This is a genomic window from Flavihumibacter sp., from assembly GCF_036676075.1.
In the GTDB taxonomy this organism is placed as follows: domain Bacteria; phylum Bacteroidota; class Bacteroidia; order Chitinophagales; family Chitinophagaceae; genus Flavihumibacter.
In genome coordinates, this window is sequence record NZ_JAKFDQ010000009.1 from 589,414 (window position 1) to 610,980 (window position 21,567).

The window sequence follows — 21,567 nt, forward strand, 5'->3', positions numbered from 1 at the left end:
AAATATGATGAGCCGAATCAAAGCAATAATCAATGAATCCATTTCAGTGAAAACTGTGTTGGTTCAAGACCAGCAAATGATGGAAAAGATCGGGCAGATCGTGGATTTAGTAACAGAGGCCTTCCGCCATGGAAACCGTGTTTATTTTTGCGGTAATGGTGGAAGTGCTGCAGATGCCCAGCACCTTGCAGCTGAATTCAGTGGCAGGTTTTATAAGAATCGAAAAGCGCTTCCCGCCGAAGCTCTGCATTGTAATACTTCTTACCTCACCGCTGTAGCAAACGATTATAGCTATGATGATATTTATGCCAGGCTGGTGGATGGAATAATGAACAGCGGTGATGTTCTGTTTGGATTTTCCACTTCTGGAAATTCCGGCAATATTATAAAGGCATTTGAGGTTGCAAAAACCAAGGGCGTTGTTACGATCGGCTTTACCGGTGATACTGGTGGCAAGATTAGGGAACTTTGTGACCACCTTATCAATATCCCTTCAAGCGTAACGCCAAGAATACAGGAAAGTCATATTATGGTTGGACATATAATTTGTGAATTGGTGGAGGAAAAATTCTTTGCATGATCAAACTCCATGAGATCGATAAAAGCTGGTCACTTTTCCTGGACCGTGACGGGGTGATCAATCATGAAAAGCATCTCGACTATATTTACAATTACGCCGAGTTTGTATATTATGAAGGTGTTGATGAGGCAATGACAACCTTTGCACGAAATTTTGGGAAAATTTTTATTGTTACCAATCAGCGTGGGGTTGGGAAAGGATTGATGACCGAATCTGACCTGAATGACATACACAAAAAGATGGTAGAAAGGTTTCAGGGATTGCATTGTAATATCGACGCAATCTATTACTGCACCTCACTGGATAACAGCCATCCCGACCGAAAACCGAACCCAGGCATGGCTTTCAGGGCAAAAGAAGATTATCCCGAAATTGATCTTTCAAAATCAATCGTAGTAGGTAACAACCTCAGTGATATGGAATTTGGACGCAATGCAGGGATGCATACGGTTTTTGTTCAAACCACCCATCCTCTCCAACCCCTTCCCCACCCTTCAATAGACCTAGCATTCAAGGACCTGTTAAATTTTTCAAGGGCATTGCCACCGGCATGAAAACTGTAACTTCATTGCTCCATATGGATATGAAAACATCAATTTTCGCTATTTTCTTGTTGTCACTGGCCATTACCGTTTCCGCACAAAGCCGAATAACGGAAGCCAATTATACAGATCTTTCAAAGAGGGAGCTGTCTTTGAAGGGTTATGCGGATAGTATGATCAATGCGCAGAATGCCGGTACTCGCTTTAGAAGTGACAGCATATTCGTGCGCAATCTTGTTAAGGCATTACAGGTTCAGCACTCATTCGATTACGCCTTTGATTCCATACAATCAATATCCCGTCTATATGCTCCGGATAGCAGCTTTCGGATATTTACCTGGCAATTGAAGAAGGATGAATATTTCTATTATCAGAAAGGAGCGATCCAGAAAAAGACTAAAGATGGATCTTTACAACTCTATCCGCTTTTTGATGCATCAATGTTTACCGCAAAACCCATGGATTCGGTTCGCAGCAGGCGAAACTGGATAGGTGCCATTTATTATAAAGTCATTCAAAAATCATGGCAGGGAAAGAATTATTATACCCTTCTTGGATTTGATGGATTCACGGTGAGCAGTAACCGTAAATGGATGGAAGTATTGACCTTTGATGAAAAAACAGGAGAGCCAATGTTCGGGGGACCATATTTTACTGTTAAGCCGGATACGGCAAAGAAAGCGATAAGTCCATACCGGTACCTCATGGAATATAAGAAGGAAGCCAGCACTACATTCAATTATAATGGCGAAATGGATATGATAATCTTTGATCATCTAATATCCGAATCAGACGAACCACATCGCCCCCAGACCTATATTCCGGATGGAGATTTTGAAGGCTTTCAGTGGAAGAACGGAATGTGGGTGCATGTCAATAAAGTATTTACTGATGTGCCTGACGAATTCAAGAAAGTAGATCCACTATTAGGAAATGCACCGGCAGAGGAGGCTATCCGTGATAAGGATGGAAATATTGATGAGAAGAAACTGGAAGAGCGCTCCCGGCAAAATGACCAGAAAGCAAAGGAAAAAGTAAAACCAAAACCGAAAAAACCGGGTGGCGGACAATAGTAACAGGATTCCCTTCAGGCAACTGCTGTTGCAGTATAGCAATACTGCGCTTAATATTATTTTTCCGCTGATCCTCTTTCCCTATATGACCCGTACCCTGGGCCCCACAGGTTATGGCGTTATTGGATTTTATGAATCATTGATGCTGGTCGTAAATGTATGGGCAGCTTTCGGTGTTAATTATTACGGACTTCGTTTGCTAAGCAAGTCTGCCATAGGTGATACAGATCATTCCAATACCGTTTTACATTTACTCCTGATCAATACCGTAATGGCCATTTCGGGTGTGCTTGTTTACCTTTTGTATGTATTCACCAAACCAATTCCAGTTTCAGGTTTTGAAATCACCTTGCTTTATGCTTTTATCATGGTGATCTATATGTATCACCTTGACTGGTATTTTCAGTCGCAGGAGAAGTATAAGTTCCTTCTTCAACGAACATTTTTTCTGCGATTGTTCGTTCTGGTTAGTGCTTTGATTTTTGTCCGAAAGCCTGAGCACCTTATTTATTATATTATCATCAGTACGCTAAACTATACACTAATTGCCGCCAGCGCATTCTGGCATATGCGTGATCTTTTTACTCATTGGCGCTGGGATCCTGCCTTGTTCAGACGACTGCTTATTTCATTATCACCATTTGCATTACTGGGAGTGTTGAGTTCATTGTATTTCACCATTGATACGATTCTACTGGCCAGGACAGGAAACATTACAGCCCTTGGACATTATACTGTTGCTGCTAAAATGGTGCGACTTGGATTGAATGTTTTTATTGCAGCTTCCATCGTATTCTTTGTCAGATTATTCCGCACATCAGTTGACAAGCGCTTACAAAAAGATAGTTTGTTAATGACCCTTCATCTAAGTATTCCGATTGGAGCGATGCTTTTCTTTTTTGCCAAACCTGTCATCCTGTTTATATCGGGTGAAAGTTACCTGCCGGCAATCTCAATACTCCGGATCTTTTCCATTCTATGGGTAATAGTTCCTTTGCATGATTTTTTCAATATACAAGTGTTGATGGTCCATCATCGTGAAAAACTACTGGTGAGAATATACCTGGCAGCAACAGTGATCTCATTAATATTGAATCTTGTTTTGATACCATTCTGGTTTACTGAAGGGGCGGCAACAGCAGTGGTTATTTCGGAGACATTTGTGCTATTTGCAGCCATCTGGTTCTCCCGTCCCTATTTCAGGATGAATGCTGAAATGACAAGGGAGATAATTTATTGTGCAACCGCATACCCTGTAGCCTTGTTAGCCTGGAAACTAACTACAGTAATGGAGATCGGTGTTTTATGGCAACTACTTGGAGGAACAATAATTTTCCTTGCAGGATACTTATTTCTGCAGGTTGTGATATTCAGAAATGCTTTTCTATTAAGGATGCAGCTGGCAATTAAAGGAGCGAGATCTTAAGCATGGCCTAATCATCCAGTTTAAGCACAGCAAGAAATGCTTCCTGGGGTATTTCAACTGCACCGATCTGACGCATGCGCTTCTTACCTTCTTTCTGTTTCTCCAATAATTTTCGCTTACGACTGATATCGCCACCATAACATTTCGCGGTAACATCTTTGCGCATAGCACTGATGTTTTCCCTTGCAACTACCTTAGCGCCGATGGCGGCCTGGATAGCTATAAGGAATTGCTGCCTTGGCAGGAGTTCTTTTAATTTCTCGCAAAGTTTGCGGCCGAAATCATTAGCACGTGCCCGATGTATCAGGGCACTGAGGGCATCTACCCTTTCAGCATTAAGCAGGATATCCATTTTTACAATATCTGCTTCACGGTAACCAATAGGATGATAATCAAATGAAGCATACCCTCTGGTCTGGCTTTTAAGTTTATCATAGAAATCAAAGACGATTTCTGTAAGCGGAAGTTCGAATACCAGTTCAACACGTGTTGTAGTCAGGTAACTCTGGTTTATAAGAATTCCTCTTTTCCCAAGGCAGAGTGTCATGATATTCCCAATGTATTCGGGCTTGGTGATGATCTGTGCTTTGATGAAAGGTTCTTCAATTCTATCGATCCGGCTTGGATCGGGCATTTCAGTAGGATTGTTTACAATCACTTTTTCACCCTTGCTTGTGTAGGCGATGAAACTTACGTTGGGTACAGTAGTGATAACAGTCTGGTTAAACTCACGCTCCAGTCTCTCCTGGATGATTTCCATATGCAGCATGCCAAGGAATCCGCAACGGAAGCCGAAACCAAGTGCCTGTGAAGTCTCCAGTTCATATGTAAGTGAAGCATCGTTGAGTTGCAGTTTATCCATGCATTCGCGCAATTCCTCAAATTCATCTGTTTCAACAGGGAAGATTCCTGCAAATACCATTGGCTTCACTTCCTCAAATCCCCTGATCATTTCAGGCGTGGGATTGTTTGCCAATGTAATGGTATCTCCCACCTTTACTTCCTTGGCATTCTTGATACCGGTAATGATATATCCAACATCGCCCGCCAGCACCTCTTTTTTCTCAGTCATCTTTAGTTTCAGGATACCTATCTCATCTGCAAAATATTCCTGGTCGGTAGACACGAACTTTACTTTATCTCCTTTACGGATCTTGCCGTGCAGAATTCTGTAGTATACGATGATGCCTCTAAAACTATTAAAAACACTGTCAAAGATCAATGCCTGAAGAGGTGCTTCAGGATTTCCTTTTGGTGCAGGAATTCTTTCTACAATTGCTTCAAGGATTTTGTCCACTCCCAGTCCGGTACGACCACTGGCAAGAAGTATCTCCTCTGGTTTACAGCCCACCAACTCCACAATCTGGTCCTTCACTTCTTCTATCATGGCACCATCCATGTCTATCTTATTGATCACCGGAATGATCTCCAGGTCATTGTCGATGGCCAGGTAAAGATTACTAATAGTCTGTGCCTGTATGCCCTGTGTAGCATCTACGAGCAATAAGGCACCCTCGCAGGCAGCGAGCGCCCTGCTCACCTCATAACTGAAGTCAACGTGGCCTGGTGTATCAATGAGGTTTAGAATATATTCCTGGCCATTAACATGCTTATAATTGATTTGAATAGCATGGCTCTTGATGGTAATGCCTTTTTCACGCTCCAGATCCATATCATCCAGTACCTGGTCCATCATATCACGATCGCTGATAGTACCTGTACTTTGCAGCAGGCGATCTGCCAGGGTGCTCTTTCCGTGGTCAATATGGGCAATAATGCAAAAATTCCGGATATTCTTCATCTGGTGGTTTCTTAAATAAGTCTGCAAAGGTAAGCAAAAAGGTCGCAGTAATACCTTTATACTAAGCTAAAAACAACTACTTTTGCAGCAAATTTTCAAGGGACATGGATCTAAATCAACAATTTGAGCAGGCGGTAGCAGAAAGTAAGGAGCTTAAAGAGCGACCCAGCAATGATACTCTGTTACAGCTTTATTCCTTATATAAGCAGGCAACTGAAGGTGATGTGAATGGCGAAGCTCCTGCCATGTTCGATTTTGTGGCTAAGGCAAAATACGAAGCCTGGTCAGCACTTCAGGGAAAGACCCAGGATGAGGCCCGGCAGGAATATATTAACCTTGTTCAAAAACTAAGGAATTGATTCAGATCCCACCTCTAATGGTGGGATTTTTTATGAGGTTTTCCATTTCCCGCAATGCACTACGAAGATGATTCCCTTCGCTGATTTCATTTGCCATGTTTCGCATATTACTGATTGCCCTTTGGTAATCATCTTCTGTTAATGCAGATATCAAACCTGGAATTTCATCCAGACTATTTATTAGCCACCCTATTCCATTTTCGCGTATATAAGCTGCCGAACCGGCAAATACTGGCGCCAACACGGGCATTCCAGCCAGAATATAAAGTGATAATTTATGATGGTTTATATACTGCATATAATCACCGAGGCTACCAGAAGCCTGATGTATTGAATCGCCATCCCATATAAGTCCGAAACTTCCCTGAATCATTGCTGGTAGCTCATACGGATCAAATACGCCATACCATTTACAATTGCCGGCTGCTTTTAAAAACTTCGATGGGTCGGGCCCGTAAGTATGAAAATACAATTGTGGTAAATGATCGAGTTCATCGAGAAATTTACTTTTCCCGAGGTTGCCAGCGAAACATATTTCGTTGCTTATTTTACGCGGGACGAATCGCGGCTTAGTAAGAAAATCGAAAGGCCCCCACTGAACAAATTTAGCAGCAGGAAGCTGGTGCGATAAATATTTCATCATCGCGTTATTATGCGCAACGAAATAATTAAATGAAGCCATCTGCTTTAATTCTTTAATAAGCAGGCTCGGGTTGCCGTCTTTTAAACCATCGATATCTGCCACCAACAAAATAATGTCGATATCCTTTTCCCTGAGCTGGCTGATCATCAACTGGTACATACGGGGATAAAGTGGAAACTGACATACAACCAGAGATCCCGGAGATATTTTTCTAAGAATACGTTTCATAGCAAGCCATCTCCTGAATGTTCCCAGCAAACTATGGCTTTCCGGAAGCCTGACAGGCAGGTAACCTTCAGCAAGTAATATCTTCTCAGCATCGGTATTACCAACCCCTCCATGCATAAAGCGAATGGAGTGATAGGTATGCAGAAAATAACGGTCGGATGCCATAACGGGAATAATACGTAATATTAATTTGGTAAATGTATGAATTGCAATGAAGCTTGGTATCCAGGAAACAGAACATTTTGAGGGCGTATATCCGGTTATTCGCTTATTTGATAATGGCCATAACACTATTTACCTGTTTGTTAACCAGGGAACAGCTGATCGCCTTTATGATTTATTTGGCGAAGATGCAAAACGGTATTTTTGGGTAATCCGGTTAAATAACGAATCTACCTGGTCATATTGTAATCGTATGATCGGCATCATAAAAACAGAAGAAATTTCTTTCCTTTATCTTAATACAGTTAGTATGCACCATGTAGTGTATGCATGGATGTTATACCGGTTACCAAAGTTGCAAACAGTCCTCACCGTTCATGATGTTAATTGTCTTTTTCATGATAAGCCCCGTTTATCTCCCAGAAGCATAATAAAATATATTGGAAAGAGATTGCTTTCAAAAAGAGTAAATGCATTTAATACAGTGTCTGAAACGGTTAAGCCTTACCTGGAATCTGAAAGTGGGGGGGCAAGGGCAATCTTTACTGTGCCAGGAGCAGTATATGAAGCAAAATTATCAGTTACGTTTATTGATGATAATATTAAAATAGTAATTCCTGGTTCTATAGACCGGAGGCGAAGAAATTATGAGATGGTCTTTGAGCTCCTTACCCTTACCCTGGATATGCCTGTTCAATTCATATTATTGGGAGGAGGCGATGATGATTATGCGCGATCAATCTGGAAAAGATGTTCAGAAATAGAAACCAGAAGAATCACCTGGTATGAGACCAGAATTGTTGACCAGGAAGTATTTGATAAGTGCATGAATAGCTGTCATTTTGTGTGGGTGCCATCAGTGGTTGAAACCAGTATTTGCGATGGTATTCCCGAAGTATATGGTATCACAAAATCATCAGGTAACATTTTTGATATTATAAAACATGCTAAACCTTTTATAGTACCCCGATCACTGGTAATAGACCCGGTTATGGAATCATCTTCTTTCCGGTACCAAAATGCGACAGATATAAAAGACTATTTAAATTATATGATAAGCCACAAAGCCGCTTATCACGAAATGGCACTGGCAGCACAGAATGTTTCCGGTTCATTTACCATAGATGCTATCAGGAAGAAACAGTATCCCCTGTTTGAATCAGGGTTGGATAAAATTTCCCATAATGCTGTTTGAATGCATTATAAACTGTTTCATAAGGAATGATCTTTGAAACTTCGGGATCATTTCCAGTGGAATAGAAATAATCATTCAGCTTTGGATTGACTATTTTCAGGAGCAGGTTGTAGTCGTAGATTTCTGTTGGACTGGTACAGTTGAATATGGCAATGCCTGGAATGCCATAGGCCAGAGCAATATGCATGGCTAGCGTATCACCCGACAAAACAAAACCGCAGGAATTTATTTCACGCAGATAATCTCGTATATCTTCCCGCTTACCAAAATAAATAACCTCAAACCCTTCTTTCTCTAACTGGTTACCAAGTGCCTCATAGCCATGCCACTGTTTATATGCCCATCTTGCACCTGCTGTTTTCTCAATACCAATCCTGCGTTTATTTCTTTCAACGGGGGGCTGATATATCTTGTATGGCTGACCGGTAAATGGAACCCCCAGACTTTGAAAAAAGAGTTCCTGGAAACTGTATGGATTGACCTTTTTCAATTCGTTGGCTGCTTCCTTACCTAAAGGTGAAATAAGACTCATGTCAAGCCATGGCTTAGAATCATTTGTATACTTTATACCATTATCCCAGTATACGCCAACCAGTTTTTTAGTATTAAGAGAACTGGCAAGTTTGGCGCAATCAGCTTCCTCTTCCTGGGAGAGCACGAGGTCATAAACATCAGACAATACTGTATCGGGATAATTATTAATATCGAAAACAGCTATCTCCTGATCAAGATCCTGGAAAAATGCAATATAGGGTTCGCTTGTAAGCCAAACCACACTATCATCCTTAAACAGGTTCAATACTGAAGTAGTTCTAACAACATCTCCGGCGGCTCCTGTTTTAATAACCAGGATCTTTCTTTTCTGTGTCATGGCGCTAAAAATACAAGTTTGCTTTTAATTATTGGTCCTCCTGCTTGGCATCCTGGATAAGACCTTCTTCTTCCCAGCCCTTATCAACGGATAGGTTTGGCATTCTATTGTCATTTTGAATGATCTTTTCCATTTCCTCTATGAATTCCCGTGAGGTATTGATATAAAGTTTCTGATCACGGATAGATGAAAGTTTTTTCAGTGACCATTCATCGTATTTCCGGAAAGTGATAGCAGCCCTTTGAGCTGTATATGCACGGAATCCCAGCTTTTTCATAGTATCCACCCCCATTCGAAGTGAACTATCAAGTGTTTCACGATATATATTAAGCATACCCGCATTCATCTGGTCATATGCATCATTACGGTTAGCCGCTCTCACCATGATCTGCAGATTGGGGAAATGCTTTTTTATGGTTTCAATCATTTCCAACCTTTTTTCTGCATCTGAAATTGTTACCAGAATGATGCTGGCCTGTTCTGCACCTGCGGCATGAAGAAGATCATACCTTGATGCATCTCCATAATAAACCTTAAATCCCATTTTACGAAGAAAGTCCACCCGGTCAGAATCAATATCCAGAATAGTTGTTCCAATACCATGAGCCTTCAGAAACCTGCCAACTGTATTTCCAAAATGCCCGAAACCGGCAATGATAACTGGGTTCTTCTCATCAATTATATCAGCGGCTTTATCATTCTTTTCAAGTGTTCCAAATTTGGGTTGGATAATTTTTTCATTGAGAATAAAAAGAAGTGGCGTTAGGGCCATACTTAGGGCTACTGCTGCCAGAATCATATCAGCCGAAGAATCTGGTATGATTTTCTCCTGCCTGCTATAAGAGAGCAAAACAAATGCGAACTCCCCTGTTTGGCATAAGCCCAGTGAAAACAACGCATTCTGATCGGTACTAAGTTTAAAGGATTTGCCGAGAAACCATAAGATGATCCCCTTCACCAGCAGTAGGGCAAATAACACTAACGCTAATTGCAAAGGTTCTGAAGCAATAAGATTGAAATTTATAGACGCTCCTACTGCAATAAAAAATAACCCCAATAGCAATCCTTTGAATGGTTCTATATCACTTTCCAGTTCATGCCGGTATTCACTATTGGCAAGTACCACACCCCCAAGAAATGTTCCAAGGGCCGGACTCAATCCCACCAAACTCATTAATACTGTTATGCCTATTACGAGAAGTAAGGCGGTAGCTGTAAAAATCTCCCTTATCCTTGCCCCTGCCACTAATCGGAGCAAGGGTTTAACCAGGTACCGCCCTGCAAGAACTATTCCGCCAACTGCTCCCAATACGATCAATGTTTGAAGCCATCCCGGTTGTTGGGCTATAAAGGAACCTTCCGTTTCATGATTAGCTTGAGAAGCTGACAATGTAGATAGTAATGGAAGAATACTGAGCATGGGGATTACTGCAATATCCTGGAATAACAAAACCGCAAAACTACTTTGTCCGGCTTCACTTTTCATGAGCCCTTTTTCCTGCAATGTTTGAAGTACAATGGCTGTTGAACTGGGAGCGAGTATCATTCCTGTAGCAAGGGATTGTTGCCAGGTGAAACCTAAAGCGGCTGTAATGCCTGCGATGACAATAACGGTGATCAATACCTGTAATCCTCCCAATCCAACAATTGACTTTCTGAGTTTCCATAGAAGTTCGGGTTCAAGTTCAAGGCCTATAATGAACAACATGATCACCACCCCGAATTCTGCTACATGCATGATATCAGTACTCCTGTCTCCCGCGAGATTAAGAATTGCAGGTCCAATCACAATACCAGCAATTATATATCCAAGAACAGAACCCAGGCCTGCTTTTTTAACCAGGGGAACCAGTATTACAGCCGCAGTGAGGTAAACCAGGCTCTGGAATAAAAAAGATTGCTGATCCATATATTATGATTGTATGGATGATGGTATTGGAATAAGATCATTCATATAATTGCAGGTATTTTTTTCAGCAATACTGAAGCGGTCATCAGCGAGGGAAAGTAATAGCTGCTCATATTGAATGGCGTGCAGATGCATATCTGTTTCGGTGAGCTTATGGGTGCCATGAATTACAAAAGGAGGCCAGTATTCCATATTGCAAAGGGTTGCACTGTGTTCAAAAGGAAGCAGGTAATCACGGATCTTTCTATTGTTCTTACCCGTTGGAAGATATGATTGAAGTGAGCCGCCGCAACTAATGGCATTAAGCATAATCTTTCCTGTGAGAACCTTACCCGTACGTCCATATGCCCATCCATGTTCAAGTACAAGGTCCATCCATTGTTTAATAATGGCGGGTGCACTGTACCAATAAAAGGGGTGCTGAAATATTATAATATCATGCTGAAGCAGGAGCTGCTGTTCCCTTTCAATATCAATATGGAAGTCAGGATAGTTTTCATACAGATCATGAAAACGAATTCCCTGCTGAGAAGGAATATGTTTTACCAGTTTAAGATGAACCCTGGATTTTTCAAATGCCGGGTGAGCAAAGAGCACAAGAATTTTAGCCATTCTAAAAATTACATGAGTAAAAACTTGAAATGAAAAAAAGCTATTCCCAGAAATGATTTTTGTAGCTGTTGCAAACAGGCTGGTGATCATCCTCATGGAACATTAACTTCTGGAGTTTATCTGGCGGAACAAATGATTGCATCGTTTGAAAAACAATCCGTTCTTCATACCGTACATGCTGATCAAGCTGGTCGGTGAGATCTGATAATAACCTGTAAGTTACTCCTTCCTGTTTCAAATGTTCCATTCCGGTTCGAATCAATTCATGATCGCGCAGTATGGTTTCTGCAAAAACCTTCCCTTCAGGATAACCTTTAAGCACAGGGATGAGCTTTGATTCTTCTTCTTTAAAATGAGGCAAAAGATCCTGCTCCCAGCTTTTAAGGAAAAAATCTGTCATAACTCCTACCGGGGCCTGTTTACTGATGCCTTTGCGGATCAGTAAACAGGTCATCAAAGCAGCCTTATGCTGCCTCGACAATGGTTGTAGTGCATCAGCCCTTTGCATAATATAATTATTTAAGTGCTTCCATTATTGCTATAAACTCCTCTTTTACAAGAGACGCCCCACCTACGAGGCCACCATCAACATCTTCACCACTGAATATTTCGCGGGCATTGGCGCCTTTCACACTTCCTCCATAAAGAATGGAAATTGAATCAGCGATGTCATTTCCAAATTTTTCTTTCAGAACAGTCCTGATATGGGCATGCATTTCCTGGGCCTGCTCTGCAGATGCCGTTTTACCTGTACCAATAGCCCAGATAGGTTCATATGCTATAATCAGTTTCTCTGCCTGGTCTGGCTGAAGGTGAAACAAAGATTCTGCCAGTTGTGTTTCCACATAACTATTCTGGCTCCCTGCTTCACGAATGGATAACGGTTCTCCACAACAGAAAATGGGTTGAATTCCCTGGCCGAGAAGAAGGTCGATCTTTTCTGCCAGTTGGGCATTTGTTTCATTAAAGTATTCACGACGCTCACTATGACCAATAATGCAATATTTTATGCCGATGGAGTATAACATTTCAGGTGCCACTTCACCTGTAAACGCTCCTGATTTTTTATGGTGGCAATTCTGTGCAGCAACTGAATAATTAGATTCATTGGCAACTTCGCTGTTGGCCATTATAAGATAAGGAAAGGGTACTGCGAATATAACCTGCTGGTGAAAGTGAAGCGGAGTTTTAGCTTTCAGGATTTCATCCAACAGTTTTTCTCCCTGCTGGTAAGTTAGATTCATTTTCCAATTTGCTGCTGCGATTTGCTTTCTCATTCTATTGGTGTTGATTTAATAATTATCGTAAATGTATTTTAAGATATTCTCTTCTCTTTCACTCAATACCACATCTTTCAGTTTTTTCCAATTTCGAATATCTCTGATGGACTTATCATAATCATATTTGCGTATACCATCTGCGCCCCAGGAAAAATTGGGAATGTATTTGGGTAATAACCCCGATCCAAAAATACTGCATGATACACCCACCACAGTTCCTGTATTAAAAGAGGAATTGATGGAAGCCCTGCTATAATCTCCCATCAACAAACCACATTTAATGCCCGTCATTGCTTTATTTCCTTCACTTGCAGGCGAGTATACAAGCACCTCTCCTGCATTGTTTTTAATATTTGACGCTGAACTGCCGGCTCCGATATTACACCACTCTCCAATAACAGAATCGCCAAGGTATCCATCATGCGCTTTATTGGAATACCCCATCATGACTGTATTCTTTATTTCACCACCAGCTGTACAGGCAGGGCCAATGGTTGTGGCACCATAAATTCTTGATCCCATTTTGATTACAGCATCCTCACAAACGGCGAGGGGACCACGGATGGTTGTTCCTTCCATTACCAGTGCATTTCTTCCTATATAAACCGGACCCGTAACCGCATTTATTATTGCGTGTTCTACACTTGCGCCTTCTTCGATAAAAACCTGCTCCTCATTGCTGACCTTATTTGTTGGTGAAATTGGCGCTGATCTTTTGTCCTTCGTAAGGAGATCAAAATCAAGCCGCATGGCAGTATCATTCAGGTGGAAAATATCCCATGGATATACGATTTTAGGTGTATCATCCTGAAAGGATATTGTTTCACGAACCCTGATTTTATGGAGGCTGGTTACATCGCTGGAATGAAAATGAAATGCTATTGCCCCGGCAATGGGATGGGTAAGAAACTGACCGGGCTCCAGTGAGATAACAGCCTTTGCAAGTGCAGGGGTTGGAATAATATTGGAATGAACCAAAAGATAATGACCCTCGTTGATTTTGGAATCAATGGTTACAGAACGATCGCCCTCCTTATAATCTCCTTCCCATTTATCATACGATGGTAGTTTCAGCATCAACTCCCATTTTTCACGGATGGTGAGTATACCAATTCGGATATCCTGTATCCGACGGGTCAAGGTAAATGGAAAGAGGTTTTCTGGCTGGCAATATTCTTCGGAGAAGATAATGCATTGCATGCTTTAAAGGTATGCAAAAAAGCATGACTGAAACATGGAGGAGGCACCAATAAAAAAACCGGCATTTGCCGGTTTCTTTCTTTTATTTTTTCGCGTATTTCTTTTTGAACTTGTCGATACGACCTGCTGTATCCAACATAACATTCTTACCTGTAAAGAAGGGATGTGAGGTATTGGAGATTTCCAACTTGATAAGCGGATATTCGTTACCGTCTTCCCACTGCACTGTTTCTTTTGTTGCGGCGGTTGATTTGCTGAGGAAAGAGACACCATTACTCATGTCCCGGAATACTACAAAGCGATAATTTTGCGGATGGATACCTTGTTTCATAACTGCTATTTTTAGGCAGTACGGATTTTGCCGTACTATTTTAATTTATTTACGAAAGCGCAAAATTAGCGCATTTACACTGTTTCTTCCAAAGAAATCTGCTTTGAACCCTAAAAATTCATAAAAAATTGAATATCAGGACTTCATATTAATATATTGAAGCGGTATATTCAATCCCCATGTTTTACTGGCCTGAATTACTGCCTGAAGGTCATCGATCTTTTTTGCTGTTACCCTCACGATATCCTCCATAATGGCAGCCTGAACTTTCAGCCCGCTATCTTTAATAAGTTTCACGATCTTTTTGGCATCCTCCTGTTTCAATCCATTACGAACGGGGATTTCTTTTTTAAACAGCTTACCACTCTGGAAGCCTGGCTTTGCCTCAAAATCATAAATATTGGCATCCAGGCCCTGTTTGATGGTGCGGCTGATCAGTACATCAGTAACCTGGTTAAGTTTCATATCACTTTCTACCTCAATCACCAGGTTATAATCTTTCTTGTTCAAATCGATCTGTACATGCTGATCTTTAAAATCAAAGCGGTTGGTTATCTCCTTCTTTACTGTATTGATGGCATTATCCAGGGTCTGGATATCTACTTTGCTGACCAGGTCAAATGATGGCATATTTAAGTTTTACCCTGCAAAAATAATGATCGTCCCGTAGAAACAGGACGATCTAACCTTAAACTAACTAACACTCTAGAGAAATATTTATTGCTGGTTACCTCCACCAACACGATTTTGTTCATCAGTTGCGCTTCCGGTTTTCCGGCGCTGTGGTCCTCCATTTTGCAATTTGCCAAATCTATAATTGAAACTTAGCGCTGCTCTCCTGTTATCCCACCTTGCATTGATTTCTGTATCAATTGATCCAAACTGGGTATAACCCCTGAATTTTTGTATGTAGAATGGATCGTTGATAGAAAGTTTGAGGGTGCCTTTCGATTTCAGTACCTGTTTGGAGACACCAAAGTTTATAACACCCATTGGCAATGCCACGATCAAGCCACCATCCTGCATTTTACTGCGGTAGAATCCACTGATCTCACCTCCCCATGTCTTGGCAAATTTGAACTGGTTGTTCATATTGGCCATGAATGCAGTAAAGCCTGCATCAAGTGGTAGTCCATTTACGAAACCTGTGAATTGGTTATTGAATACATTTCCATAAAGGGATACTGTCCACCATTTGGTAATGGGTTGGTTATAACTTATTGCAATGCCAACATTTCTTCTCCTGGCGATATTTTCCTTTGTCTGGAAGGTCACCTTTGTGCTATCATTCTGCTTTAGGATATCATTGATTATATCTGTAGTTACTGAATAGTTAAGTGTTGTATTCAATACACCTTTATAATTATGTGACACTTCAATGTTATGGCTGAATTGTGGCTGGAGATAAGGGTTGCCCATCCGGAAGGTGTACTGGTCAAGGAAATACTGGAATGGGTTCATGTCCTGGTAATTGGGTCTTTCAATTCTACGGCCATAGTTTGCACTGAGTTGGTTCTTATCATTTAATTTATAGCTAAGGAATGCTGTAGGAAATAACTGTGCATAATCTCTTTTGAAGCTTTCATTATTTGAAAGCTGCGTGCCCTTGGCATTGGTATGTTCCATGCGGAGGCCAGTCTGGAATGACCACTTCTTTAACTCCCTGCTGTAATTAATATACGCCGCATTTATATTCTCTTCATAGAGGAAATGATTACTGCGGGTAAGATCGTCAGCCCAATCTTTTGCATCAGCATCCCATAGATAATAGCGTGCATCATTATCTGTTTTTACGAGGCTGGTCTTCAATCCTGCTTCCAGTTTACCAAGCTTTCCCAGTGGATGTACATAATCTACTTTCGCGCTGTAAATTTTAATATCTGATGGAAGATTACCCCTCAGCAGAAAAGAATCTGCAAGCTGGTTCCCTGGCTGGTAAAAGGTGTAGTTGTCGGATGTTTGCACAGCATTGGAACCATACCATATATGATCAAGATCAGCAGTTATTTCCCTGCCTGTTGTATCGAGGCGTTTCCTGAAATTGAAGTTGGCTCCAAAATTCTTCCATTTGTCAGTATTCCTGCTAATGGCAACATTGGTTGAATCAAGTAAACTTTCCCCATCGTAAATGGCTGCAGATCCTTCAGATGAAAAAGTCCTTGGATTGTATGTGCCATTTACCTGCAGACCTATCGAGGTATTTTTATTGAACGCATATTCTGCACCAGTCCTGATTCCCATATTTTTACTGGAGAAATGCCCATTGGATTCCTGGTCAAAAATGGCAGAAAGTGGTTCTCCTCCTTTGCCCGGGAACTTGCGAACCAGCTTGAGTTCATTGAATCCTTCCCAATAAGAATAATTAAGTGCTGTAAATAAGGTCCATTTATCTTTTTTATAATTCAGGTTAAGGCTGTTTGGTGATTTTGGATACAGCGCCTGGATATAACTTAAGTTAACAGAGCCATTGAATCCATTCTGGCGACCTTTCTTAGTACGGATGTTTATAATTCCACTGTTACCTGAAGCATCATATTTTGCTGACGGCTGGGTCATGATCTCCACAGTTTCCAGTTGGTTGGATGCAGTATTACGAAGCAGATTCGCGAGATCCTGTCCACCCAGAAAAGTCTGCTTTCCATCTATTAATACAATCACTCCCTGCTTTCCTTTAAGGCTGATATTGCCATCGCGATCAACTGTAATACCAGGTGATTTTTCCAGCACATCCAAAGCTGTGCCACCGGCATTGGAAATAAAAGCTTCAACGTTCACAATAGTTTTATCAGCTTTTACTTCTACCATGGGTTTCCTGGCAACCACAGTTACATTCTCCAAAGACCTGGTTGCGGCTTCCAGTGAAAGCGTACCGACGTTAATAGGCTCAGTACCCTTTATTTCAATATTCTGTTTTTCGAACGGTTTGAATCCAACGAGTGAAGCAGTAAGCTTATAACTGCCATCTCCCAGATTGATGATTTCAAACTCTCCCTTTTTTGTGGTGGTTGAAATTTTTACCAGCTTACCACTTGCCTGCTGGTATAGTGATAATGTAACGGCCTCCAAAGGCGTACCCGTTGCATCGGTAATAATTCCTTTTACAGTTGCTGTTGATTGCGCTATTGCCATGCCGGAAGCAGCAATAGCAATAAACAGGAGAAGTAGATATTTTTTCATTGATGAGGTTTTTGGTATACTATAAGTAAAATTCATTAAGAAGATCTGATATCAATAGTTAATTGGTTCGGATGGTTTTTGCTGTATTTCACAGGTTAGAAAAAATGACCAATACATGAGCGGTCCAAATCAGGTACGAATTAATTAGGGGAAACTTATCTTGGAGAGATGGAGAGATGGAGAGATGGAGAGATGGAGGGATGGAGGGATGAAGGGCTGAGGCAATGTAACGGCTTTCCATCTCTCCATCCCTCCATCTCTCCAAAAGGTTTAATGGTTATGATACTTAATTATTGCCTCCCATTTTCACCCGGTTCAGTTCATCGCTGGCTCCGCCTGTTTTCCTTTTTGATGGTCCCTGAATCGGCTTACCAAAACGATAAACGAACGATAAATTAACTACCCTTGAATCACGGCTGTTACGGAACCAAGCTTCGGTTGACTGGAATTTAATATCACCCTGTGCTACCTGGGTATAGAACATATCGCGAACATTCAATTTTACCGTTCCTTTAGATTTGATCACCTGCTTGGAAACACCAGCTGATGCAGCACCCATCGGGTTGATCATTATCTGGCCTTCAATTCCCTTTGTTCTGTACCATCCACTTAGTTCAGCGCTCCAACCTTTATTGAATTTGAACTGGTTATTTATATTTATCATCAGGTTGCCCGCTTCAACATTGATTGATTCGCCATAAAGCTCCCCTTCAAATTTGCTGTAGTTATAATTTGAATAAAGGATCGCTGTCCACCATTTCTGAACCGGCACCTGGGCACTAATGGAAATCCCTGCATTCTGACGTTTTCCTATATTACCCTGTCTAACAATTGTTGCATATCCATCCTGGTCAAAAGTTTCACTAAAGAGATTTTTAGTGTTGCTGTAATTCACAGTTGTTGTAAGGATACTATTGAAAGTATGTGTGAGCTCTACATTCCTGGTAAATTGTGGCTGGAGATATGGATTTCCTGCCTCGTAAGTGAACTTATCGATAAAGAACAGGAATGGATTGAGGTTCTGGTATGCCGGACGATCAATTCTCCTGCCAACTGAGAGCGAGAACTGGTTTTTGGCATTGGCTGCATAACTGATAAAAACGGTTGGGAAAAGACTACCATATTTTCTACTGAAGGATGAATCCTGCTTAGTTGGGTTATCGAATTGCTTTCCTTCATAATTTGTATGCTCATAGCGCAGACCAGTTTGAATTCCCCATTTTTTAATCTGCCTGTTAATATTAATGTAACCTGCCATTATATTTTCTTTATACTGGAAACGGTTAGATTTATTGAAATCTGTTTCCCAGTTTTCATCAACAAGGTTGGAATAACTGGCAATGTTATCGGTAGTTACAAAGCTGGTTTTTAAGCCTGTTTCAAGTTTCATATCCTTGCTGAGTGGTTGAGCGTAATCAACTTTTGCAGAATAGATATCAACATTAACAGGTAGCCCACCTTTCATGCTCTCATTGTATTTCAGATTCCAGTCAGGATCATAAGTACTGTTCAGGAAATTCTGTTTATTATTTGATCTGTAGGTTACATAATCAAGGTCGGCAGTTAGTTCCTTTCCTGTTGAATCAAACTGATGCCTGAAATTCAGGTTTGCCGTTCCATTCTTCCAGAGATCTTTTATATGATTATCTGCATTGATGATGCTATCAACCCCACGCTGGCTATCCATAAGGTAACTTATGCCATTGGCAGTCCAGTCTTCAGGAGATATATTACCATTGAGAACAATACCCAAGGTTGTTTTCTTTGTTACAAAAAAATCAGCACCAATCTTAAGGTTGTAATTGTCATTGTTGTTGCGCATGAAAGTACTCTGTTCAAAAATATCAGTCACTTCCTTTGAATTGGGATCCTTATATTTCCTTTTTATATCCAAAACCTGGAAACTGTTCCATTTACTGTAACCACCATTGGCAAACAAATTGAATTTCCCGTTACGATAATTGGTATTGAAACTGTTATTCGTTCTCCAGTATTTTCCTTGTGAATAATTGGCGGTAACACTACCGTTAAATCCTTTTTTCTTTTCCTTTTTCGTTTTAATATTCACGATTCCTGAATTGCCTGCTGCATCATATTTTGCTGAAGGGTTAGTCATGATCTCAATCTGCTCTATTGAACTTGCTGGCATTGACTTGAGCAGGCTTGCCAGTTGCTCGGCACTCAGGTAAGTAGGCCTTCCATCCATCATCACCATCACACCCTGCTTGCCCTTCAGACTGATATTGCCATCTTTATCTACGCTTATCCCCGGGGCTTTTTCGAGAACTTCCAAAGCAGTGGATCCTGCATTGGTTACAGCTGCATCAACATTGATCACCATTTTATCAATCTTCTGTTCGATAAATGGCTTTCTGGCTGTTACAGTAACTGCTCCAAGCTCTTTAGACTCGGCAACCAGTTGAATGGAAGGAACTGTTACAGCCGCGGCCTCACCATTTATTTGTAACGGTGCAGAGAAAGTCTTTTGGTGTCCAACCGCAGAAACCATGATTAAATACTGACCGCTTCCAATGGTTTCGAAATTGAACTTTCCGGTTTTATCGGTAGACAGGATTTTGGCTACTGATGAATCTTTTGCGTGGAGCAGGCTAACTGTTACTGCCTCTAGAGGCTGTTGTTTCTGGTCGAGTACAATTCCCTGTACGCTGGCTGATTTCGATTGGGCCTGGCTGAGGAAGGATAAGGTTGTTAAGGCGAGTGTCAGCAGAGTAAGAAACTTTTTCATGATAGGTTCTTTAATTAGTTTGGTACCGTTTAAGGTCTATTACAAGTCAAAGGTAGGTACTATGTAATGCAATGTACATTGTTTTGTGGCGAATGGCTATTAGCATTGATTTTCGGTAATTACTTTGACAAACAATTGGACGTGGAACTAAGAAGGAGGTTACAGGCTTATCCAATTACTGGATAAATGGTGAAGGAACCGGATGGACGGAAATACAAAAGCCACCCTGTTAAGGATGGCTTTTAATTAATATGTAGTCAAATTATCTGGTGCTGGTAACTGGACGATTTTTGTCCACCATTTTGCCCATCCAGATCCAGAGTGCGATTCCTGTCAATACTAATAATGAAGAGATCAGTTCAGCCTGGGTGGGATGGAATCCAAAAATATCATACTCGGTGTTAACCCTGATTTTCTCTATAAAAAAGCGTTCAATGCCATTAAGGATAAGATATAGAGCGAAAAGTCGCCCTGGTATATCTATCCTTTTCCTGAAATACCAAAGTACGCCGAAGAGCAGCAGACACGCAATGGTTTCAAAAAATGCGGTCGGGTAAACGGCTTCGGGTAACTGGTTGCAGTATTGTCCTTCGCAACCTGGAATAGGTACCCCGGCACTAATAACATTATTGGGGTAAGTATAAGCCCATGCCCAATCAGGCAGGAAAGATGGTTTTGGCGATTTATTGGGAATTCCCCAATCACCATCGCCGGAAATATGACATCCGATCCGGCCTATGGCATAAGCCAGCATTAATGCTGGTGCCGCAGCGTCACACAGATGGCGGAGTGATATCTTATGTTTCCGGGCATACCAGAAAATAGCTAATGAGGCACAGATCAATCCCCCGTAAAAAGTGAGACCACTAAAAGAAAGCAGAGATCCGATAGGATCAGCTACAAATTCATTCCAGTTCTCCAGATTATGAAACACCTTAGCACCAGCAAATCCAAATACTGCAGCAAAAACTACTATATCTCCTACCCTGTCCTGGGGCCAAACCCGGATTGTCCTTTCCTCCGGCCTGGCTAGCTTTTGCTTGTTTTTTTCATACCATTTTAGTCCCGCGAAAAAAAGTCCGGTTATAATTCCAACCGGCCAGCTGCCATCCGTCGAAAATATAAAGGCCTGGGGGTCGGCCGGACCCACTACGAAAGCCCCAATGATCTTATACCCCAACAAAAATCCCAACAGGAAATTTGTTATTAACTCAGAAGCACTTGCTGGCTCACCTATTTTGATCTTGGTGTCTTCATACTGAAGAAGGCCTGCCTGGCTCTTACGACGCAGTTCCATGGTAAGCACCCATGCTGCAAATAAGAATGCGAGTGCTACAAAAAAACCAAACGAATTCACAAACCGGAGGCCAGTGATCTCAATGCCGAACAGGTCCCTGAAGGCATAATAGAGGTTGGGGTACATGCTGGTTGT

19 protein-coding genes are annotated in these 21,567 nt (G+C 41.3%); 6 read left to right on the forward strand and 13 right to left on the reverse strand.

All coding sequences use genetic code 11. The features are described 5' to 3' along the window. Positions 1 to 4: 4 nt before the first annotated feature. The 4 genes from V6M43_RS11305 to V6M43_RS11320 are packed head-to-tail and all read left to right on the forward strand — an operon-like array spanning position 5 to position 3,621. On the forward strand, positions 5 to 580 hold the full coding sequence (locus V6M43_RS11305; RefSeq protein ID WP_332735296.1) for a D-sedoheptulose-7-phosphate isomerase: 576 nt from the start codon (positions 5 to 7) through the stop codon (positions 578 to 580). Then, positions 577 to 1,134, forward strand: coding sequence for a D-glycero-alpha-D-manno-heptose-1,7-bisphosphate 7-phosphatase (locus V6M43_RS11310; RefSeq protein ID WP_332735297.1), 558 nt, complete (start codon positions 577 to 579; stop codon positions 1,132 to 1,134). The genes V6M43_RS11305 and V6M43_RS11310 overlap by 4 nt, the downstream gene beginning before the upstream one ends. Continuing rightward, a complete protein-coding gene (locus tag V6M43_RS11315) occupies positions 1,131 to 2,195 on the forward strand; it encodes a hypothetical protein (protein ID WP_332735299.1) in 1,065 nt (354 codons plus the stop codon). Before V6M43_RS11310 ends, V6M43_RS11315 begins: the two co-directional genes overlap by 4 nt. Continuing rightward, positions 2,182 to 3,621 carry a flippase gene (locus V6M43_RS11320; protein ID WP_332735301.1) on the forward strand — a complete coding sequence of 480 codons (1,440 nt, stop codon included), beginning with the start codon at positions 2,182 to 2,184 and terminating at the stop codon, positions 3,619 to 3,621. Before V6M43_RS11315 ends, V6M43_RS11320 begins: the two co-directional genes overlap by 14 nt. A 7-nt stretch (positions 3,622 to 3,628) precedes the next feature. Here the strand turns inward: V6M43_RS11320 and lepA are convergent, their stop codons facing one another. Beyond that, positions 3,629 to 5,422: a translation elongation factor 4 gene (lepA, locus tag V6M43_RS11325; protein WP_332735303.1), complete on the reverse strand. Its 1,794-nt coding sequence runs from the start codon at positions 5,420 to 5,422 to the stop codon at positions 3,629 to 3,631. 104 nt (positions 5,423 to 5,526) lie between these two features. On the opposite strand from lepA, the gene V6M43_RS11330 reads away from it, so the two are divergent. After that, a complete protein-coding gene (locus tag V6M43_RS11330; protein WP_332735305.1) occupies positions 5,527 to 5,781 on the forward strand; it encodes an acyl-CoA-binding protein in 255 nt (84 codons plus the stop codon). A gap of 1 nt (position 5,782) precedes the next feature. On the opposite strand, the gene V6M43_RS11335 is transcribed toward V6M43_RS11330, so the two are convergent. Next, entirely contained in the window at positions 5,783 to 6,817 is a 1,035-nt protein-coding gene (locus V6M43_RS11335) for a hypothetical protein (RefSeq protein WP_332735306.1), read from the reverse strand. Positions 6,818 to 6,863: 46 nt separating this feature from the next. Between V6M43_RS11335 and V6M43_RS11340 the strand changes: the two genes are divergently transcribed. Further along, positions 6,864 to 8,009 carry a hypothetical protein gene (locus V6M43_RS11340; protein ID WP_332735308.1) on the forward strand — a complete coding sequence of 382 codons (1,146 nt, stop codon included), beginning with the start codon at positions 6,864 to 6,866 and terminating at the stop codon, positions 8,007 to 8,009. On the opposite strand, the gene V6M43_RS11345 is transcribed toward V6M43_RS11340, so the two are convergent. The 11 genes from V6M43_RS11345 to V6M43_RS11395 all read right to left on the reverse strand — a co-directional run bounded on the left by V6M43_RS11345 (position 7,945) and on the right by V6M43_RS11395 (position 21,558). Continuing rightward, positions 7,945 to 8,880: a glycosyltransferase family 9 protein gene (locus V6M43_RS11345; RefSeq protein ID WP_332735310.1), complete on the reverse strand. Its 936-nt coding sequence runs from the start codon at positions 8,878 to 8,880 to the stop codon at positions 7,945 to 7,947. The two genes, V6M43_RS11340 and V6M43_RS11345, sit on opposite strands and share 65 nt — an antisense overlap. 28 nt (positions 8,881 to 8,908) lie before the next feature. Then, entirely contained in the window at positions 8,909 to 10,789 is a 1,881-nt protein-coding gene (locus V6M43_RS11350) for a monovalent cation:proton antiporter-2 (CPA2) family protein (protein WP_332735312.1), read from the reverse strand. Between the two features lie 3 nt (positions 10,790 to 10,792). After that, positions 10,793 to 11,401 carry an NAD(P)H-dependent oxidoreductase gene (locus tag V6M43_RS11355; protein WP_332735314.1) on the reverse strand — a complete coding sequence of 203 codons (609 nt, stop codon included), beginning with the start codon at positions 11,399 to 11,401 and terminating at the stop codon, positions 10,793 to 10,795. Between the two features lie 40 nt (positions 11,402 to 11,441). Beyond that, positions 11,442 to 11,909: a hemerythrin domain-containing protein gene (locus V6M43_RS11360; RefSeq protein WP_332735316.1), complete on the reverse strand. Its 468-nt coding sequence runs from the start codon at positions 11,907 to 11,909 to the stop codon at positions 11,442 to 11,444. 7 nt (positions 11,910 to 11,916) lie between these two features. Continuing rightward, positions 11,917 to 12,678 (reverse strand): triose-phosphate isomerase, encoded by a 762-nt coding sequence (gene tpiA, locus V6M43_RS11365; RefSeq protein ID WP_332735318.1) that lies wholly within the window; start codon positions 12,676 to 12,678, stop codon positions 11,917 to 11,919. A 15-nt stretch (positions 12,679 to 12,693) separates the two neighbouring features. Beyond that, positions 12,694 to 13,881 (reverse strand): putative sugar nucleotidyl transferase, encoded by a 1,188-nt coding sequence (locus tag V6M43_RS11370; RefSeq protein ID WP_332735320.1) that lies wholly within the window; start codon positions 13,879 to 13,881, stop codon positions 12,694 to 12,696. A gap of 82 nt (positions 13,882 to 13,963) precedes the next feature. Next, on the reverse strand, positions 13,964 to 14,212 hold the full coding sequence (locus tag V6M43_RS11375) for a type B 50S ribosomal protein L31 (RefSeq protein WP_039129228.1): 249 nt from the start codon (positions 14,210 to 14,212) through the stop codon (positions 13,964 to 13,966). 135 nt (positions 14,213 to 14,347) lie between these two features. Then, positions 14,348 to 14,842, reverse strand: coding sequence for a YajQ family cyclic di-GMP-binding protein (locus tag V6M43_RS11380; protein WP_039129225.1), 495 nt, complete (start codon positions 14,840 to 14,842; stop codon positions 14,348 to 14,350). Positions 14,843 to 14,929: 87 nt separating this feature from the next. After that, the gene (locus V6M43_RS11385; RefSeq protein WP_332735323.1) at positions 14,930 to 17,389 is read right to left on the reverse strand and encodes an outer membrane beta-barrel family protein; all 2,460 of its coding nucleotides are present in this window, start codon (positions 17,387 to 17,389) and stop codon (positions 14,930 to 14,932) included. 286 nt (positions 17,390 to 17,675) lie between these two features. Then, positions 17,676 to 20,135 carry an outer membrane beta-barrel protein gene (locus V6M43_RS11390; RefSeq protein ID WP_332735325.1) on the reverse strand — a complete coding sequence of 820 codons (2,460 nt, stop codon included), beginning with the start codon at positions 20,133 to 20,135 and terminating at the stop codon, positions 17,676 to 17,678. A 262-nt stretch (positions 20,136 to 20,397) separates the two neighbouring features. Then, positions 20,398 to 21,558: a prolipoprotein diacylglyceryl transferase gene (locus V6M43_RS11395; RefSeq protein ID WP_332735327.1), complete on the reverse strand. Its 1,161-nt coding sequence runs from the start codon at positions 21,556 to 21,558 to the stop codon at positions 20,398 to 20,400. Positions 21,559 to 21,567 lie beyond the last annotated feature (9 nt).

Coding starts and splice junctions, on each gene's coding strand:
- V6M43_RS11305 (WP_332735296.1), top strand. CDS start 5: ATGATGAGCCGAATCAAAGCAATAATCAATGAATCCATTTCAGTGAAA.
- V6M43_RS11310 (WP_332735297.1), top strand. CDS start 577: ATGATCAAACTCCATGAGATCGATAAAAGCTGGTCACTTTTCCTGGAC.
- V6M43_RS11315 (WP_332735299.1), top strand. CDS start 1,131: ATGAAAACTGTAACTTCATTGCTCCATATGGATATGAAAACATCAATT.
- lepA (WP_332735303.1), bottom strand. CDS start 5,422: ATGAAGAATATCCGGAATTTTTGCATTATTGCCCATATTGACCACGGA.
- V6M43_RS11330 (WP_332735305.1), top strand. CDS start 5,527: ATGGATCTAAATCAACAATTTGAGCAGGCGGTAGCAGAAAGTAAGGAG.
- V6M43_RS11335 (WP_332735306.1), bottom strand. CDS start 6,817: ATGGCATCCGACCGTTATTTTCTGCATACCTATCACTCCATTCGCTTT.
- V6M43_RS11340 (WP_332735308.1), top strand. CDS start 6,864: ATGAAGCTTGGTATCCAGGAAACAGAACATTTTGAGGGCGTATATCCG.
- V6M43_RS11345 (WP_332735310.1), bottom strand. CDS start 8,880: ATGACACAGAAAAGAAAGATCCTGGTTATTAAAACAGGAGCCGCCGGA.
- V6M43_RS11350 (WP_332735312.1), bottom strand. CDS start 10,789: ATGGATCAGCAATCTTTTTTATTCCAGAGCCTGGTTTACCTCACTGCG.
- V6M43_RS11355 (WP_332735314.1), bottom strand. CDS start 11,401: ATGGCTAAAATTCTTGTGCTCTTTGCTCACCCGGCATTTGAAAAATCC.
- V6M43_RS11360 (WP_332735316.1), bottom strand. CDS start 11,909: ATGCAAAGGGCTGATGCACTACAACCATTGTCGAGGCAGCATAAGGCT.
- tpiA (WP_332735318.1), bottom strand. CDS start 12,678: ATGAGAAAGCAAATCGCAGCAGCAAATTGGAAAATGAATCTAACTTAC.
- V6M43_RS11370 (WP_332735320.1), bottom strand. CDS start 13,881: ATGCAATGCATTATCTTCTCCGAAGAATATTGCCAGCCAGAAAACCTC.
- V6M43_RS11375 (WP_039129228.1), bottom strand. CDS start 14,212: ATGAAACAAGGTATCCATCCGCAAAATTATCGCTTTGTAGTATTCCGG.
- V6M43_RS11380 (WP_039129225.1), bottom strand. CDS start 14,842: ATGCCATCATTTGACCTGGTCAGCAAAGTAGATATCCAGACCCTGGAT.
- V6M43_RS11385 (WP_332735323.1), bottom strand. CDS start 17,389: ATGAAAAAATATCTACTTCTCCTGTTTATTGCTATTGCTGCTTCCGGC.
- V6M43_RS11390 (WP_332735325.1), bottom strand. CDS start 20,135: ATGAAAAAGTTTCTTACTCTGCTGACACTCGCCTTAACAACCTTATCC.
- V6M43_RS11395 (WP_332735327.1), bottom strand. CDS start 21,558: ATGTACCCCAACCTCTATTATGCCTTCAGGGACCTGTTCGGCATTGAG.